A 17526-nucleotide genomic window follows, 5' to 3' on the forward strand; every position below is an offset into this window, starting at 1 on the left:
CCCGGACCCCCGTCGCGCGGGGGAGCCGCCCCGGAACCCTCGCCGCACTCAGCCGGCACCCCCAGGGCCCCGTCACGCTGCATCGGCATCGGCAGCGCCGCGCCTCAGCGCTCCCGAGCCCCCGCCACACGCCGCGGTACCCCCGAGGCGCGTCGGGCGAGTGCGCTGACCCGCTCCCCGTTCGCCGCGGCCGTCACGAGACCGGCGGCCAGGGCGGCACGCCCCGTACGGCCCCCGAGACGTCCACCGCGCCGGGCCAGGGCGACCCCCAGCGCGGCCCCCAGCCCATGGGCCCCGGTGTCCCCGAGCATGGTGCGTTGCCCCAGATCGACGGGGGCGAGCACGGCCGCGGCGGCGGCCCCCGGCATCCCGGCCGCCGCTCCCAGCAGCACCACGGAACCCACGGCCGCCCCCGGCCCCACATCGACGAGGTTCACCAGATGGGCGGTCCCCGCGATCGCCACCCCGGTCAGCACCCCGTCCACCGCCCGCTCCTCGATCAGCACTCCGGCGAGCACCCCCGCCGCCCCGATCCCGAAGAGCTTCACGGCCCCGCTGGTCACCTCGCCGCCGCGCAGCGCCCCGAGATGGGCCCGGAACCCCCGGCGTGGGTCTCCGGCGCCCACGAGGTCGTCGTACGCCCCGCACCCCCCGGCGGCCAGCACGGCGAGCACCCCCGCCGCACGCTCTCGGACCGGTCCCGGGGCGGCGGCGGTCCCGGCGGCCCCACCGAGTACGGCCGCGGGTCCGGCGTACAGGGTGACGGTCCGGCCGGCGTGGTTGGTCCGCAGCCAGGCGGGGTCCGTACGGCGGCTGAGCACCGCGTACACGCCCGCACCGACGAGACCCGCGACAACGACGGCCCTGCTCACGTTCGTCCCCATGGAGGAAGCGTAGATACGCGGACGGGGCCGGTCAGGGGCGCCCCCGGCCGGCCCCGCCCATCTCGTCAACCGTCCTTGCGCGCCGTCGCCAGCAGCTCCTCGGCGTGGGCACGGGCCGTCTCGGAGTCCTCCTGGCCCGCCAGCATCCGGGACAGCTCCCGGACCCGGTCCTCGCCCTCCAGGACGGTGACCCCGCTCCGGGTCACCGAGCCGTCCACGGTCTTCTCGACCAGCAGCTGCCGGTCGGCGAAGGCCGCCACCTGCGGCAGGTGGGTCACGACGACCACCTGCGCGGACCGGGCGAGCTTGGCCAGGCGCCGCCCCACCTCGACCGCCGCCTTGCCGCCGACGCCCGCGTCCACCTCGTCGAAGAGGTACGTCGGCACCGGGTCGGAGCCCGCGAAGACGACCTCCACCGCGAGCATCACCCGGGACAGCTCACCGCCCGAAGCACCCTTGGCGATCGGCCGGGGCTGGGCGCCGGGGTGCGGGGCGAGCAGCAGTTCGACCTCGTCCGCGCCCGAGGAACCGTAGACGACGCTCCGCCCGCCGATGTCGATGCCGGACGCCTCGTCGGCCGCCTCGGTCTGCCGGATGGCGAAGGAGACCCGGGCGTGCGGCATGGCGAGCGAGGCCAGCTCCTCGGTCACCGCCTCGGCGAACCGGGCGGCTGCCTCCGTACGGGCGTCGGTCAACGCCTGTCCCAGCACGGAGAGTTCGGCGCGCAACGCGTCCCGCTCGGCCGTCAGCTCGCCGATCCGCTCGTCGTCGCCCTCCAGCTCGGTGAGCCGGCCCGCGCCCTCCTGCGCCCAGGCGAGCACGGCCGCGATGTCCTCGCCGTACTTACGGGTCAGGGTGGTGAGGGCGGCCCGGCGCTCCTCGACGGCGGCCAGCCGCAGCGGATCGGCCTCCAGCTGGTCGGCGTACCCGGCCAGCTCTCCCGACACATCGGCGATCAGGATGGAGATCTCCCCGATCCGGTCGGCCAGCGCGGCCAGCGCCGGGTCATGGGCCCGGACCCCGTCCAGCGCCTGCCCGGCGGCCGCGACCACGGTGGTGGCGTCGACGCCCTCCGGGTCCTCGGGGTTGCCCGCCAGCGCGGTGTGCGCGAGGGAGGCGGCGGAGGCGAGGGCCTCCGCGTGCCCGAGCCGCTCCGCCTCGGCGGCCAGCTCGGTGTCCTCCCCCGGCAACGGCTCCACGGCGGCGACCTCGTTCAGCCCGAAGCGCAGCAGATCCGCCTCCTGGGCCCGCTCCCGGGCCCGGGTGGTCAGCTCCTCCAGCTCGGCCGCCACGGCACGCAGCCGCCGGTAGGCCGCCGCGTACTCGGCGTGCGGGACCTCCACACCGTCCCCGGCGTACCGGTCCAGCGCCTGCCGCTGCCGCGCGGGCTTGAGCAGGCCCTGCTGGTCGGTCTGCCCGTGCACGGCGACCAGCTCGTCCGCGAGCTCGGTGAGGACCCCCACCGGCACGGATCTGCCGCCGAGATGGGCCCGTGAACGTCCCTCCGCCGAAACGGTACGGCTGATCAGCAGCGCACCGTCGTCGAGTTCCGCCCCGGCCTCCTCGGCCCGCAGCGCCGCCGCGTCGCCCTCGGACACCGTGATCCTGCCCTCGACGACCGCGGCCTTGGCCCCGACCCGTACGAGGGCGGGGTCCGCGCGCCCGCCGAGCAGCAGCCCGAGGCTCGTGACGACCATGGTCTTGCCCGCGCCGGTCTCACCCGTCACCGCGGTGAAACCGGGTGACAGCTCCACCACCGCGTCGTCGATGACTCCGAGCGACCGTATCCGCATCTCCTCCAACACGGACATGACCTTACGAGGTTCCGAGGCGCACGCGCGACGGCCCCCGCTCCCGGATTCACTCTCCCGGGGATCGCGGAGGCCGTGGGACGCCGTCGGAACGGTCAGTGGGGCAGGCCCCGCCACCCCGACACCGGCAGGGCGAACTTGGCCACCAGCCGGTCCGTGAAGGAGGCCTGGTGGAGCCGCGCCAGCCGTACAGGCACCGCCCCGCGCCGCACCTCGACCCGCGCCCCGGCGGGCAGCTCCACGGTCCGGCGCCCGTCGCACCACAGCACCCCGTGCGGGGTGTGCGGCTGGACCTCGACGGCGAGGACGGAGGTCGGGGAGGTCACCAGGGGCTTGGCGAACAGGGCGTGGGCGCTGATCGGGACCATCAGCAGCGCCTCGACCTCGGGCCAGACGACGGGCCCGCCCGCCGAGAAGGCGTACGCGGTCGAACCGGTCGGGGTCGCACAGACGATCCCGTCGCAGCCGAACCCGGTCACCGGCCGGCCGTCGATCTCCAGGACGACTTCGAGCATCCGCTCGGGCGACACCTTCTGCACGGCCGCCTCGTTGAGCGCCCAGTCGGTGTGGACGACGTCCCCGTTCGCGTGCACCAGGACATCGATCGTCATACGCTCCTCGACCTCGTAGTCGCGGGTGACGACCCGCGAGACCACCCGGTCGAGGTCGTCGCGCTCGGCCTCGGCGAGGAAGCCGACGCGGCCCAGGTTGACGCCGAGCATCGGTACGCCGGAGGCGCGGGAGAACTCCGCGCCGCGCAGCAGCGTCCCGTCACCGCCGAGGACGATCAGCAGCTCGCAGCCGTCCACAGCGGCCGGTGAGGTGTCGGTGACCGTCTCCACGGCGTCCGGGAGCGGCAGATCGGCCGCCTCGGTCGCCAGGACGCGTACGCCGAGCCCGTTGCGCAGCAGCCCCTGCACGACGAGCTCCGCGCTGCGGATCGCCGCCGGGCGGCCGGTGTGCGCCAGGAGAAAGACTGTTCGTGCCGCATTCGTCGTCATATTCGTCGTCAACGGGGCCCCTCCGCCACTGCACGGTCGACATCCGCGGGATCCAGCTCAGGTGCGCCGGCCCGCAGCCACAGAAAGTATTCGACGTTCCCCGAGGGTCCGGGCAGCGGACTGGCCGTCACCCCGCGCACTCCGAGCCCGAGTCCCCAGGCCCGGCGCGCCACTTCGCGTACCGCTTCGGCACGCAGCTCCTCGCTCCGCACCACGCCGCCGCTGCCCAGCCGCTCCTTGCCCACCTCGAACTGCGGCTTGACCATGAGGACCAGGTCCGCGTCGGGCGCGGCGCACCGGGCCAGGGCGGGCAGCACGAGCCCGAGCGGAATGAAGGACAGATCCCCCACCACCAGGTCGACCGCCTCCCCGTCGATGTCCTCCGACGTCAACTCCCGCACGTTGGTACGGTCCTTGACGACGACCCGTTCATCCGACCGGAGCGACCAGGCGAGCTGCCCGTACCCGACGTCGACCGCGACGACCTGCCGGGCCCCGGCCCGCAGCAGCACATCGGTGAACCCGCCGGTCGACGCCCCGGCGTCCAGTGCCCGCCGCCCCTCGACGGCCAGCCCCAGTGGTACGAAGGCGGCGAGCGCCCCGGCCAGCTTGTGGCCGCCGCGCGAAACGTAGTCGGGGTCGTCGTCGTCCTCGGTGACCACGATCGCGGCGGCCGTCTCGACCTGGGTGGCGGGTTTGGTCGCGGTGGTCCGGCCGACGGTGACCCGCCCCGCGGCGATCAGCTGACTCGCGTGCTCGCGCGATCGGGCGAGCTTGCGGCGTACCAGCTCGGCGTCGAGGCGGCGACGTGCCACTCCTGCCACGTTCGGTTCAGCTCCTGTGGTCGTGCGTGTTGTCGTACGCGGTTGTGGGTCCGGGCCTGGGCGGCCCGGGTGCGGCGGCCGGACGGGCGTCCAGCGAGGTCAGCGCGGACTTGAGGCCACGGTGTACATCCTCGTACACCTCGGTGTGCCCGTCCGCCGGGAGGTGGTCCGCGTCGGCCAGCCGCTCCAGCAGGGCATCGACCTCGGCCCGGCCGGTGGGGGTGCGCTCGACGCCCAGGGGCGCGGGCTCGGCGGGGTCGAAGGAGGGCGCGTCGGCCACGGGCCCGTCCTGCGGCAGGTCCGGCTCCTCGGGCGTGCTCACGGGCGGGGTTCCCGCCTCCGGCGTCCAGTCGCTCATGCCGAAACGCTACCGCGACGGGCCGGTGTACCGTCGAGGACGATGGCGACCATGGCGGAGTGCCGCAGCGCACTCGACAGACTCTCCGACAACCTCGCGACGGCCGACGGCGACGTACGCAGCGCCGCAGCACTCGACCGCTCGCTGAGCTGTCATATCAAGGACCTCGACATCACGTTCACCGGCCGCCTGGCCGATGGCCGGATCCAGGTGCAGGACACGGTGGAGGGCCCGCCCCGCGAGAAGGCCGCGATCCGGCTGGCGATGACGGGCGACGACCTGGTCGCCCTGGTCGACGGCGACCTGAACTTCGCGAAGGCGTGGGCCTCGGGCCGCGTACGCCTGGAGGCGGGCTTCCGGGACCTGCTGAAGCTGAGATCACTGCTGTAGCACGCGTCTCCTCCGGCACCTGCGGCGGCACGGATCAGGCCCGTCCGGCGATCGAGGACAGAGCGCCCGGCGAGGGCGCCACCCTCAGGCGGCAGCCTGACGCGCCTTCCGGGCGGCAGGCACCACCAACGGCGTCCCGGTCTCAGGATCGTCGATCACCTGACACCGCATCCCGAACACCCGCTCCACCAACTGCGCGTCCACCACATCCGAAGGCGCCCCCTCCGCGACGATCTCCCCGTCCCGCATCGCGATGAGGTGCGTGGCGTACCGCGCGGCATGGTTCAGATCATGGAGCACGGCGACCAGCGTGCGCCCCCGCGTCTCGTGCAGCTCCGCACAGAGGTCGAGGACATCGATCTGGTGCTGGATGTCGAGGTACGTGGTCGGCTCGTCCAGCAGCAGCAACGGCGTCTGCTGGGCCAGGGCCATGGCGATCCAGACCCGCTGCCGCTGACCGCCGGAGAGCTCGTCGACGTAACGCTCGGCCAGCGCGGCGACCCCGGTCGACTCCATGGACTCCCGGACCACCCGCTCGTCCTCCGGCGACCACTGCCGCAGCAGCCCCTGGTGGGGGTAGCGGCCCCGGGCGACGAGGTCGGCGACCGTGATGCCGTCGGGCGCGATGGAGGACTGCGGCAGCAGCCCCAGCGTGCGCGCGACCTTCTTCGCGGGCAGCTGGTGGATGATCTGCCCGTCCAGCAGCACCTGCCCCCGGCTCGGCTTCAGCATCCGGGCGAGCGAGCGCAGCAGGGTCGACTTGCCGCAGGCGTTGGGCCCGACGATCACCGTGAAGGAGTTGTCGGGTATCTCGACCGAGAGATCCTCGGCGATGACCCGCTGGTCGTAGCCGAGGGTCACCGATTCTGCGGTGAGGCGCTGCATGGTCGTTCTCCCGGAGGCAGGGGGTGTCCGGCGGATCAGGGCCGGAAGAACCACCGACCACCGCCAAGTTAGGTTAGCCTATCCTCCTTCCGGGGCGCCTAGCCCGGGGCCTCCGTGAGGCGCCGGCTACAGCCCGAGCGCGGCGACGGCCTTCTCCGTGTCCAGCCCGAACGCCCCGTCCCCGGCGAAGGTCCACGCGGCGCCGCAGAGCGCCCGCAGCCCGTCGAGTGGATCGCCCTCGCCCTCCAGGACCAGCTCCTCCCCGTCACGTACACCTGCGGTCCACCCACCGCAGTGGAACGCGCCCTCGGCCCCCTGTGCCGTGACCTCGGGCTGCCCGGTGAGCAACCCCCGCAGATCCCGGTCCACGTACGTCGGCCGGTGGCGCGGCTCCGCGGCGAGCAGCTGGGCGGCGTCCGTCACCCCGGTCAGGACGAGCAGCGAGTCCACGCCCCCGTTGAACGCGCCCTCGATGTCCGTGTCCAGCCGGTCCCCCACCACGAGCGGCCGCTTCGCCCCGGTCCGCAGCACGGTCTCCCGGTGCATCGGCGGCAACGGCTTTCCGGCGACCTGGGGTTCGGCGCCGGTGGCGATGCGAACGACCTCCACGGCGGCACCGTTGCCCGGCGCGATACCCCGGGCGCCCGGGATGGTCAGGTCGGTGTTGGAGGCGTACCACGGCAGCCCGCGAGCGACGGCGTAACTCGCCTCGGCGAACCGCCCCCACGCCAGATCCGGCCCGCCGTACCCCTGCACCACGGCCACCGGGTCGTCGTCCGCCGACTCCACCGGCACCAGCCCGCGCTCCCGCAGGGCGACCCGCAGCCCCTCGCCGCCGACCACCAGCACCCGGGACCCGGCGGGCAGCTGGTCCGCCATCAGCCGGGCGACCGCCTGGGCCGAGGTGATCACATCGGCGGCCTCGGCGGGCACGCCCAGCTCCGTCAGGTGCTCCGCCACCGCGTCCGGCGTGCGGAGGGCGTTGTTGGTGACGTACGCGAGGTGCATCCCGCCGTCCCGCGCGGTGGACAGCGACTCGACGGCGTGGACGATCGCCTCGCCGCCCGCGTACACGACCCCGTCCAGGTCGAGGAGGGCCGTGTCGTACGCCTCACTCAGCGCCGTGCCGCTCCCGGCGGGCCGGTTCCTGTCGCGCTGCTGGCTCTGGCTCTGGCTCATATGACTCCGCTCCTCATCCACGTCTCTCCCCCGATCATCGCGCATGCCCCATGCACACCTACGATGCTCAAATGAACACTTCAGGTCCCGACGAGCAGGGGCTGCGGCTGATCCCGTTCCGCGGACTGCGTTACGTCCCCGAGCGGGTCGGCAGCCTGGCCGCGGTGACCTCGCCCCCGTACGACGTGGTCGTCAGGCCGGACGGTCTGCACCACCTCGAATCGGCGGACCCGCACAACATCGTGCGCCTCATCCTCCCCCAGGCCGACACCGCCGAGGCCCGGCACCGGCAGGCGGCGAGGACGCTGGAGCGCTGGCTCGCCGAAGGCGTGATCGCCCCGGACCCGGCGCCCACGCTGTACGTCTACGAGCAGCGCAACGAGGAGATCCTCCAGCGGGGCCTGATCGGCGCCCTGGCCCTCTCCCCCGCCGCCGACGGGATCGTGCTGCCGCACGAGGACGTCATGGACGACATCGTCGCGGACCGTGCGGAGCTGATGCGCACGATGCAGGCCCACCTGGAACCGCTGCTGCTGACCTACCGCGGCGACGGGGCCGAGGACGGTGCCGCGGCGGTCATCCAGCGCACGGCGGAGAGCGCCCCGCTGCTCTCCACCACGACGGAGGACGGGTTCCACCACCGTCTCTGGGCCGTCACCGACCCGGCCGACCGCACCGCGATCGAGACAGACCTGGCCCGCCACCAGGCCCTGATCGCCGACGGCCACCACCGCTGGGCCACCTACCTCCGGCTCCAGCGCGAACAGACCGCCCCGGGCCCGTGGGACTTCGGCCTCGTCCTCCTCGTCGACACCGCCCGCCACCCGCTCCAGGTCCGCGCGATCCACCGACTGCTGCGCGGCCTGCCGGTGGCCCGGGCGCTCGACGGGCTCACGGGCCTCTTCCGGGTCCGCACGGTCGAAGGCCCGCTTCCCCGCGCACTGGACGCCCTGGCCGGGGCGGCGGCGGAGGGCAACGCGTTCCTGCTCGCCGGCGACGGCGGCTTCCACCTGGTGGACCGCCCCGACCCGGCCCTGCTCGCCCGCACGATCCGGACGGACCGCCCCGAGGCATGGCGCACACTCGACGCGACGGTCCTCCACTCGGCGCTCCTCGACGACGTCTGGCGCATCCCCGACGCCCCCGAGCACATCGGCTACATCCACGACACCGAGGCCGCCGTCGAACAGGCCGAACGCCTCGGCGCCACGGCGGTGCTCATGCATCCGGTACGCGAGGAAGTCGTCCGGGACCTGGCGAGGCAGGGCGTCACCATGCCCCGCAAGTCGACGTCCTTCGGACCGAAACCGGCGTCGGGGCTGGTCATGCGCAGCCTGACCATCGACTGACAAGCCGGACCGGGGACACGGGAAAGGGGCGGCACTCCCTCGGGAGTACCGCCCCTTTACGCTGCCTCGCGCCTGCTCAGGCTCAGCTCAGCGGCTAGGCCTTGGCCGCCTCATCGCCACGCTCGTCGTCGTCATCCTCGCCCTCGTCATCGCCCTCGTCATCTCCCTCGACGGACGGGACAGTTCCGACGGTTTCGACGGTCTCCACGACCTCTTCGTCACCCAGGGCGTCGACGAACTCGACCCCGTCCAGCTCGGCCAGCCGGTCCGACGCGTCGGTCGACCCGTCCTTGTCGGCCTCCAGGGCCTTGCCGAACCACTCACGGGCCTCGTCCTCGCGGCCGGCCTCCAGCAGAGCGTCCGCGTACGCGTAGCGAAGTCGCGGCGTCCACGGCTGGATGGAGTTGGAGGCGAGCTCGGGGCTCTGCAGCGTGACGATGGCGGCATCGATCTGCCCCATGTCCCGGCGCGCCCCGGCGGCCACCAGCCGCATCTCGACCTGGCCGGCCTTGTCCAGCTTCTGCACCTCGGGCTCACCGGCCATGGCCATCGCCCGCTCGGGCCGGCCGAGGCCGCGCTCGCAGTCCGCCATGACGGGCCACAGGTCCACGGACCCGGTCATCCGCCGGGACGCCCGGAACTCGGCGAGCGCCTCCGCGTACTTCTGCGTCGCATAGGCGGCGAACCCGGCCGCCTCGCGCACAGCAGCGACGCGCGAGGCCAGCCGCAGAGCGATACGGGCGTACGCGTACGCCTCCTCCGGGTCCTCGTCGATGAGCCGGGCCACCATGACGAGGTTGCGCGCGACATCCTCGGCAAGGGTCTTCGGCAGGCTCATGAGCTCCTGGCGCACGTCCTTGTCGATCTCGTCACCGGTGACGTCGTCGGGGATGGGCAGCCGCTTGATCGGCTCGCGGTCCCTGTCCCGGTCCCGGTCGTCCCGGCCACGGAACCCGCCACGGTCGTCGCGCTGCCCGCCACGGTAACCACCGCGATCCCCGCCACGGTCGCGGTCGTCACGTCGGAACCCACCACCGGAGCCGCCACCACGGTGGTCATCGCGCCGGAAGCCACCACCACCGGAACGGTCGTCATCGCGACGCGGCCCGCGCGGCCGGTCATCACGACGCTCGAAGCCGCCACCGGCAGGCCGGCCACCACGGCTGTCGTCACGCTGCTGGCCACCGCGGTAACCACCACGATCGTCATCACGACGAGGCCCACGATCCCGGTCATCGCGGCGGAACCCACCACCACCGGTGGTGCCACCCCGGTTGTCGTCACGGCGGAAGCCACCACCGGGACGGTCATCGTCACGACGCGGCCCGCGCGGGCGGTCGTCACGACGCTCGAACCCACCACCACTGGGACGGCCACCACGGTCGTCATCGCGACGGAAACCACCACCACTGGGACGGCCACCACGGTGGTCATCCCGACGGAAACCACCACCGGCGTTGCCGCCACGGTCGCGGTCGTCACGACGGAAGCCACCGCCGGAGCCGCCACCACGATGGTCATCGCGTCGGAAGCCACCGCCACCGGGGCGGTCGTCATCGCGACGCGGCCCGCGCGGGCGGTCGTCACGACGCTCGAACCCACCACCACTGGGACGGCCACCACGGTCGTCATCGCGACGGAACCCGCCGCCGGAACCACCGCCACGATGGTCATCGCGCCGGAAGCCACCGCCGGCCTTGCCGCCACGGTCATCACGGGGGAATCCGCCGCCGCTGGGGCGATCATCGTCACGACGCGGCCCACGCGGCGGTCATCACGACGCTCGAACCCACCACCACTGGGACGGCCACCACGGTCGTCGTCACGACGGAAACCACCACCGGAGCCACCACCCCGATTGTCGTCACGACGGAAGCCGCCCCCGAAGCTGCCCCCGCGGTTGTCATCACGCCGGAAACCACCACCGGTGCTGCCGCCACGGCTGTCATCACGACGCGGTCCACGATCCCGGTCGCGGTCCCGGTCGTCACGGCGGAAGCCTCCACCGGTGCCGCCACCGGTCGGCCGGCTGTCGTCACGGCGCGGGCCACGGTCGTTGTCGCGGCGAGGCGCTGCGGAACCGGACCGGTCGTCACGACCACCGCGGTAACCGCCCCGATCACCACCGTCCCGGCGACGCGGCTCGCGCTCCGGACGATCGTCGGGAGAGTTGGTGGACATGGGTGTGACTCCTGTCTTCGGGTACCACAGACATTCTCGCGCAGCCGACGGTCCGACGCGCTTCGACAAAAACAAAAGGACCCCTGGTCCCAGCGTTGAACGCTGGGACCAGGGGTCCTTGAAAGATTGTTCGGCGGCGTCCTACTCTCCCACAGGGTCCCCCCTGCAGTACCATCGGCGCTGAAAGGCTTAGCTTCCGGGTTCGGAATGTAACCGGGCGTTTCCCTAACGCAATGACCACCGAAACCCTATCGGGTTCTAGCGAACAAGCACACTCTTCAATTAAGTAGTGAAACTGTTCAACCGGTGCGATAACTGTTCGCAACCCGGGAACAACACAGTGGACGCGAGCAACTGAGGACAAGCCCTCGGCCTATTAGTACCAGTCAGCTCCACCCCTTACAGGGCTTCCACATCTGGCCTATCAACCCAGTCGTCTACTGGGAGCCTTAACCCTTCAAGAGGGTGGGAATACTCATCTCGAAGCAGGCTTCCCGCTTAGATGCTTTCAGCGGTTATCCTTTCCGAACGTAGCCAACCAGCCATGCCCTTGGCAGGACAACTGGCACACCAGAGGTTCGTCCGTCCCGGTCCTCTCGTACTAGGGACAGCCCTTCTCAATATTCCTACGCGCACAGCGGATAGGGACCGAACTGTCTCACGACGTTCTAAACCCAGCTCGCGTACCGCTTTAATGGGCGAACAGCCCAACCCTTGGGACCGACTCCAGCCCCAGGATGCGACGAGCCGACATCGAGGTGCCAAACCATCCCGTCGATATGGACTCTTGGGGAAGATCAGCCTGTTATCCCCGGGGTACCTTTTATCCGTTGAGCGACAGCGCTTCCACAAGCCACTGCCGGATCACTAGTCCCGACTTTCGTCCCTGCTCGACCCGTCGGTCTCACAGTCAAGCTCCCTTGTGCACTTACACTCAACACCTGATTGCCAACCAGGCTGAGGGAACCTTTGGGCGCCTCCGTTACTCTTTAGGAGGCAACCGCCCCAGTTAAACTACCCATCAGACACTGTCCCTGATCCGGATCACGGACCCAGGTTAGACATCCAGCACGACCAGAGTGGTATTTCAACGACGACTCCACAACCACTGGCGTGGCCGCTTCAAAGTCTCCCACCTATCCTACACAAGCCGAACCGAACACCAATATCAAACTATAGTAAAGGTCCCGGGGTCTTTCCGTCCTGCTGCGCGAAACGAGCATCTTTACTCGTAGTGCAATTTCACCGGGCCTATGGTTGAGACAGTCGAGAAGTCGTTACGCCATTCGTGCAGGTCGGAACTTACCCGACAAGGAATTTCGCTACCTTAGGATGGTTATAGTTACCACCGCCGTTTACTGGCGCTTAAGTTCTCAGCTTCGCACACCCGAAAGTGCACTAACCGGTCCCCTTAACGTTCCAGCACCGGGCAGGCGTCAGTCCGTATACATCGCCTTACGGCTTCGCACGGACCTGTGTTTTTAGTAAACAGTCGCTTCTCGCTGGTCTCTGCGGCCACCCCCAGCTCAAGCAGCACGTGCTATCACCAGGAATGGCCCCCCTTCTCCCGAAGTTACGGGGGCATTTTGCCGAGTTCCTTAACCATAGTTCACCCGAACGCCTCGGTATTCTCTACCTGACCACCTGAGTCGGTTTAGGGTACGGGCCGCCATGAAACTCGCTAGAGGCTTTTCTCGACAGCATAGGATCATCCACTTCACCACAATCGGCTCGGCATCAGGTCTCAGACATCATGCACGACGGATTTACCTACCGTGCGTCCTACACCCTTACCCCGGGACAACCACCGCCCGGGCTGGACTACCTTCCTGCGTCACCCCATCGCTTACCTACTACAAGTCTGGTTCATCGGCTCCACCACTACCCTCAACTCCGAAGAGATCGGGCCGGCTTCACGGACTTAGCATCGCCTGATTCAGTACTGGGCGTTTCAAAGCGGGTACCGGAATATCAACCGGTTGTCCATCGACTACGCCTGTCGGCCTCGCCTTAGGTCCCGACTTACCCTGGGCAGATCAGCTTGACCCAGGAACCCTTAGTCAATCGGCGCACACGTTTCTCACGTGTGTATCGCTACTCATGCCTGCATTCTCACTCGTGAACCGTCCACAACTCGCTTCCGCGGCTGCTTCACCCGGCACACGACGCTCCCCTACCCATCCCAGCCCCCGTTGGGGGTACATGCTGGAATGACACGACTTCGGCGGTACGCTTGAGCCCCGCTACATTGTCGGCGCGGAATCACTTGACCAGTGAGCTATTACGCACTCTTTCAAGGGTGGCTGCTTCTAAGCCAACCTCCTGGTTGTCTCTGCGACTCCACATCCTTTCCCACTTAGCGTACGCTTAGGGGCCTTAGTCGATGCTCTGGGCTGTTTCCCTCTCGACCATGGAGCTTATCCCCCACAGTCTCACTGCCGCGCTCTCACTTACCGGCATTCGGAGTTTGGCTAAGGTCAGTAACCCGGTAGGGCCCATCGCCTATCCAGTGCTCTACCTCCGGCAAGAAACACACGACGCTGCACCTAAATGCATTTCGGGGAGAACCAGCTATCACGGAGTTTGATTGGCCTTTCACCCCTAACCACAGGTCATCCCCCAGGTTTTCAACCCTGGTGGGTTCGGTCCTCCACGAAGTCTTACCTCCGCTTCAACCTGCCCATGGCTAGATCACTCCGCTTCGGGTCTAGAGCGTGCAACTCAAACGCCCTGTTCGGACTCGCTTTCGCTACGGCTTCCCCACACGGGTTAACCTCGCTACACACCGCTAACTCGCAGGCTCATTCTTCAAAAGGCACGCAGTCACGACTGCATGTGCAAGCACATACAGCGACGCTCCCACGGCTTGTAGGCACACGGTTTCAGGTACTATTTCACTCCGCTCCCGCGGTACTTTTCACCATTCCCTCACGGTACTATCCGCTATCGGTCACCAGGGAATATTTAGGCTTAGCGGGTGGTCCCGCCAGATTCACACGGGATTTCTCGGGCCCCGTGCTACTTGGGTGTCTCTCAAACGAGCCGTTGATGTTTCAGCTACGGGGGTCTTACCCTCTACGCCGGACCTTTCGCATGTCCTTCGCCTACACCAACGGTTTCTGACTCGTCTCACAGCCGGCAGACTATGAAAGAGAGATCCCACAACCCCGTAAGCGCAACCCCTGCCGGGTATCACACGCATACGGTTTGGCCTCATCCAGTTTCGCTCGCCACTACTCCCGGAATCACGGTTGTTTTCTCTTCCTGAGGGTACTGAGATGTTTCACTTCCCCTCGTTCCCTCCACACTGCCTATGTGTTCAGCAGCGGGTGACAGCCCATGACGACTGCCGGGTTTCCCCATTCGGAAACCCCCGGATCAAAGCTTGGTTGACAGCTCCCCGGGGACTATCGTGGCCTCCCACGTCCTTCATCGGTTCCTGGTGCCAAGGCATCCACCGTGCGCCCTTAAAAACTTGGCCACAGATGCTCGCGTCCACTGTGCAGTTCTCAAGCAACGACCAGCCACCCATCACCCCGTCCTTGCGGACGAGTTCACTGAGGCCGACGTCGAAGGCAGCCTTTACGGCCATACCTTCAGACACCCAACAGCGTGCCCAGTACCCGGAATTCACTCGGTCCGCTTTCCACGCCCCGAAGGGCAGTACTCACGACCCGGATGAACCACCCGGTACTGAATAGTCAACGTTCCACCCATGAGCTGACCACCGTCGAACATTTGCCGACGTAGTGGCTCTGGATCCCCGAAGGGATCTAGATGCTCCTTAGAAAGGAGGTGATCCAGCCGCACCTTCCGGTACGGCTACCTTGTTACGACTTCGTCCCAATCGCCAGTCCCACCTTCGACAGCTCCCTCCCACAAGGGGTTGGGCCACCGGCTTCGGGTGTTACCGACTTTCGTGACGTGACGGGCGGTGTGTACAAGGCCCGGGAACGTATTCACCGCAGCAATGCTGATCTGCGATTACTAGCAACTCCGACTTCATGGGGTCGAGTTGCAGACCCCAATCCGAACTGAGACCGGCTTTTTGAGATTCGCTCCGCCTCGCGGCATCGCAGCTCATTGTACCGGCCATTGTAGCACGTGTGCAGCCCAAGACATAAGGGGCATGATGACTTGACGTCGTCCCCACCTTCCTCCGAGTTGACCCCGGCAGTCTCCTGTGAGTCCCCATCACCCCGAAGGGCATGCTGGCAACACAGAACAAGGGTTGCGCTCGTTGCGGGACTTAACCCAACATCTCACGACACGAGCTGACGACAGCCATGCACCACCTGTATACCGACCACAAGGGGGGCACCATCTCTGATGCTTTCCGGTATATGTCAAGCCTTGGTAAGGTTCTTCGCGTTGCGTCGAATTAAGCCACATGCTCCGCTGCTTGTGCGGGCCCCCGTCAATTCCTTTGAGTTTTAGCCTTGCGGCCGTACTCCCCAGGCGGGGAACTTAATGCGTTAGCTGCGGCACCGACGACGTGGAATGTCGCCAACACCTAGTTCCCAACGTTTACGGCGTGGACTACCAGGGTATCTAATCCTGTTCGCTCCCCACGCTTTCGCTCCTCAGCGTCAGTAATGGCCCAGAGATCCGCCTTCGCCACCGGTGTTCCTCCTGATATCTGCGCATTTCACCGCTACACCAGGAATTCCGATCTCCCCTACCACACTCTAGCTAGCCCGTATCGAATGCAGACCCGGGGTTAAGCCCCGGGCTTTCACATCCGACGTGACAAGCCGCCTACGAGCTCTTTACGCCCAATAATTCCGGACAACGCTTGCGCCCTACGTATTACCGCGGCTGCTGGCACGTAGTTAGCCGGCGCTTCTTCTGCAGGTACCGTCACTTTCGCTTCTTCCCTGCTGAAAGAGGTTTACAACCCGAAGGCCGTCATCCCTCACGCGGCGTCGCTGCATCAGGCTTTCGCCCATTGTGCAATATTCCCCACTGCTGCCTCCCGTAGGAGTCTGGGCCGTGTCTCAGTCCCAGTGTGGCCGGTCGCCCTCTCAGGCCGGCTACCCGTCGTCGCCTTGGTAGGCCATTACCCCACCAACAAGCTGATAGGCCGCGGGCTCATCCTTCACCGCCGGAGCTTTTAACCCCGTCCCATGCAGGACAGAGTGTTATCCGGTATTAGACCCCGTTTCCAGGGCTTGTCCCAGAGTGAAGGGCAGATTGCCCACGTGTTACTCACCCGTTCGCCACTAATCCACCCCGAAAGGCTTCATCGTTCGACTTGCATGTGTTAAGCACGCCGCCAGCGTTCGTCCTGAGCCAGGATCAAACTCTCCGTGAATGTTTACCCGTAATCGGGTGCACACACACGAGAGCGGAACAACCGGTCGGAATAAGACCCGTTGTTCACAGCGTCCTCGCTGTGTAATCGCCTACCGTCACCGAAGTGAGCCAGTAGGACTTTCAAAGGAACCACCAACCTGCCGAAGCAGGCCGGGGTATCAACATATCTGGCGTTGACTTTTGGCACGCTGTTGAGTTCTCAAGGAACGGACGCTTCCTTCGGTCCCGTATCACCGGGGCCCTCCGGGCGCTTCCCCTCGTGTTTCTCTGTCTCGCTGTCCTGCGTTTCCGACTCTATCAGACTCTTTCGTGTCCGATTCCCGGTCGAAGCGGGTCAAGCGGGTTGCTTTCCAGGTTCTTCGCTTTCGCGTTTTCCCTTTCCGGCAGTTCCAACTTTACCAGACTCTTTTTCGTTCCGTTTACCGGTCCGAATTCGATTTCCGGTGGCCTGTGGAGGGCCTTGCCTTTCGGCGTGTCCACTACGTTAGCCCATTCCCTTGGCAGCTCATAATCGAGTCTGTCGAGTGAATTACAGGCATGCCGAATTCACACCCGCCAGGGTGAGTCGTAGGTAGTGGTTTGGCCTCTTCGGGTTGCTCGATCCGGTCCGATGGACCGTGCCGACAGCTGTACCCGTGTCAAGTGGCTCGGACTACATTAGGCGTCCGTCTCAGGCCCGTCAAGTCGCTCATGGTCCGTCACTTCGCCCGGCGGCGACGGGGAGCGTGGGCGCGGTACGGGCTGACCGTGGGGTCGCTCTCGATCCAGAAGCGCCACGGCTGGTGCGCGCCGTCGCCGCCGACTCCGGTGCGGGGGCCGCTGCGTACCTGGTCAGGCGGGGGCGGGGTGCCGTGCAGCACGGACAGTGCGGGGGCGGGGCCGGCGAAGAGGTCGCTGCCGTTGAGCGTCCGGTCGACGTTCAGGGCGGTGGCGAGGCGGGCCGGGCCTTTGGCCAGTTCCTTGTCATTGCGGGCCGAGACCCGTCGTACGCGGGCCAGGCCGGCGCCCACGTTGATCTCGCCGGCGCGGAGGAGCACTCCGCCGGCGTGGCCTTCCGGGCCGCAGACCAGGTTGAGGCAGTGCCACATCCCGTACGTGAAGTAGACGTATGTATGGCCGGGCGGTCCGAACATCACGCTGTTACGGGCCGTGCGGCCGCGGAAGGCGTGCGAGCCGGGATCCGCCTCACCCGCGTACGCCTCCACCTCGGTGAGACGTACCTCGATCATGCCCTCGTCGCTGTGGCGGACGAGGGTGCGGCCCAGGAGGTCGGGGGCGACGTCCAGGACGGAACGGTCGAAGAAGTCGCGCGTCAGTGGTGTGCGGTCGGAGCCCTTGGTCATGCCGT

The 17526-nt window shown here is 67.8% G+C and carries 13 protein-coding genes and 3 rRNA genes; 2 read left to right on the plus strand and 14 right to left on the minus strand.

What is annotated here, in order from left to right; genetic code table 11:
• Positions 1 to 104 precede the first annotated feature (104 nt).
• The 5 genes from D6270_RS06050 to D6270_RS06070 form a co-directional block, all read right to left on the minus strand.
• Entirely contained in the window at positions 105 to 884 is a 780-nt protein-coding gene (locus D6270_RS06050) for a hypothetical protein (RefSeq protein WP_109166378.1), read from the minus strand.
• A 65-nt stretch (positions 885 to 949) separates the two neighbouring features.
• Positions 950 to 2695: a DNA repair protein RecN gene (gene recN / locus D6270_RS06055; RefSeq protein ID WP_109166377.1), complete on the minus strand. Its 1746-nt coding sequence runs from the start codon at positions 2693 to 2695 to the stop codon at positions 950 to 952.
• A gap of 95 nt (positions 2696 to 2790) precedes the next feature.
• On the minus strand, positions 2791 to 3696 hold the full coding sequence (locus D6270_RS06060) for an NAD kinase (RefSeq protein ID WP_109166376.1): 906 nt from the start codon (positions 3694 to 3696) through the stop codon (positions 2791 to 2793).
• A gap of 8 nt (positions 3697 to 3704) precedes the next feature.
• A complete protein-coding gene (locus D6270_RS06065) occupies positions 3705 to 4520 on the minus strand; it encodes a TlyA family RNA methyltransferase (protein ID WP_109166375.1) in 816 nt (271 codons plus the stop codon).
• 7 nt (positions 4521 to 4527) lie between these two features.
• A complete protein-coding gene (locus tag D6270_RS06070; protein ID WP_109166374.1) occupies positions 4528 to 4878 on the minus strand; it encodes a hypothetical protein in 351 nt (116 codons plus the stop codon).
• A gap of 42 nt (positions 4879 to 4920) precedes the next feature.
• Between D6270_RS06070 and D6270_RS06075 the strand changes: the two genes are divergently transcribed.
• Complete coding sequence (locus D6270_RS06075) at positions 4921 to 5268, plus strand: SCP2 sterol-binding domain-containing protein (RefSeq protein WP_109166373.1); 348 nt, start codon at positions 4921 to 4923, stop codon at positions 5266 to 5268.
• Positions 5269 to 5352: 84 nt separating this feature from the next.
• Here the strand turns inward: D6270_RS06075 and D6270_RS06080 are convergent, their stop codons facing one another.
• Positions 5353 to 6153: an ABC transporter ATP-binding protein gene (locus D6270_RS06080; RefSeq protein WP_109166372.1), complete on the minus strand. Its 801-nt coding sequence runs from the start codon at positions 6151 to 6153 to the stop codon at positions 5353 to 5355.
• A 126-nt stretch (positions 6154 to 6279) separates the two neighbouring features.
• The gene (locus D6270_RS06085; protein WP_109166371.1) at positions 6280 to 7332 is read right to left on the minus strand and encodes an HAD-IIA family hydrolase; all 1053 of its coding nucleotides are present in this window, start codon (positions 7330 to 7332) and stop codon (positions 6280 to 6282) included.
• A gap of 71 nt (positions 7333 to 7403) precedes the next feature.
• Between D6270_RS06085 and D6270_RS06090 the strand changes: the two genes are divergently transcribed.
• Positions 7404 to 8681, plus strand: a complete 1278-nt coding sequence (locus D6270_RS06090; protein ID WP_109166370.1) for a DUF1015 family protein — start codon at positions 7404 to 7406, stop codon at positions 8679 to 8681.
• A 94-nt stretch (positions 8682 to 8775) separates the two neighbouring features.
• Here D6270_RS06090 and D6270_RS06095 read toward each other — a convergent pair whose 3' ends face one another.
• From D6270_RS06095 to D6270_RS06125, 7 genes are all read right to left on the minus strand, one after another.
• Positions 8776 to 9519, minus strand: coding sequence for a tetratricopeptide repeat protein (locus D6270_RS06095; RefSeq protein WP_109167571.1), 744 nt, complete (start codon positions 9517 to 9519; stop codon positions 8776 to 8778).
• Complete coding sequence (locus D6270_RS33610) at positions 9516 to 10433, minus strand: hypothetical protein (RefSeq protein WP_158650482.1); 918 nt, start codon at positions 10431 to 10433, stop codon at positions 9516 to 9518. The genes D6270_RS06095 and D6270_RS33610 overlap by 4 nt, the downstream gene beginning before the upstream one ends.
• Positions 10430 to 10783 carry a hypothetical protein gene (locus D6270_RS33615; RefSeq protein ID WP_264081501.1) on the minus strand — a complete coding sequence of 118 codons (354 nt, stop codon included), beginning with the start codon at positions 10781 to 10783 and terminating at the stop codon, positions 10430 to 10432. Before D6270_RS33615 ends, D6270_RS33610 begins: the two co-directional genes overlap by 4 nt.
• Positions 10784 to 10990: 207 nt before the next feature.
• Positions 10991 to 11107, minus strand: a 5S ribosomal RNA gene (gene rrf, locus D6270_RS06105).
• A 111-nt stretch (positions 11108 to 11218) separates the two neighbouring features.
• Positions 11219 to 14343: ribosomal RNA gene (locus tag D6270_RS06110) — 23S ribosomal RNA — on the minus strand.
• Between the two features lie 307 nt (positions 14344 to 14650).
• Positions 14651 to 16176 (minus strand): 16S ribosomal RNA (locus D6270_RS06115).
• Together the 16S, 23S and 5S rRNA genes form the textbook arrangement of a ribosomal RNA operon.
• 700 nt (positions 16177 to 16876) lie before the next feature.
• A complete protein-coding gene (locus D6270_RS06125) occupies positions 16877 to 17521 on the minus strand; it encodes a DNA-3-methyladenine glycosylase (RefSeq protein WP_109166369.1) in 645 nt (214 codons plus the stop codon).
• Between the last annotated feature and the right edge of the window lie 5 nt (positions 17522 to 17526).

This window comes from Streptomyces griseus subsp. griseus (assembly GCF_003610995.1).
In the GTDB taxonomy this organism is placed as follows: Bacteria; Actinomycetota; Actinomycetes; order Streptomycetales; family Streptomycetaceae; genus Streptomyces.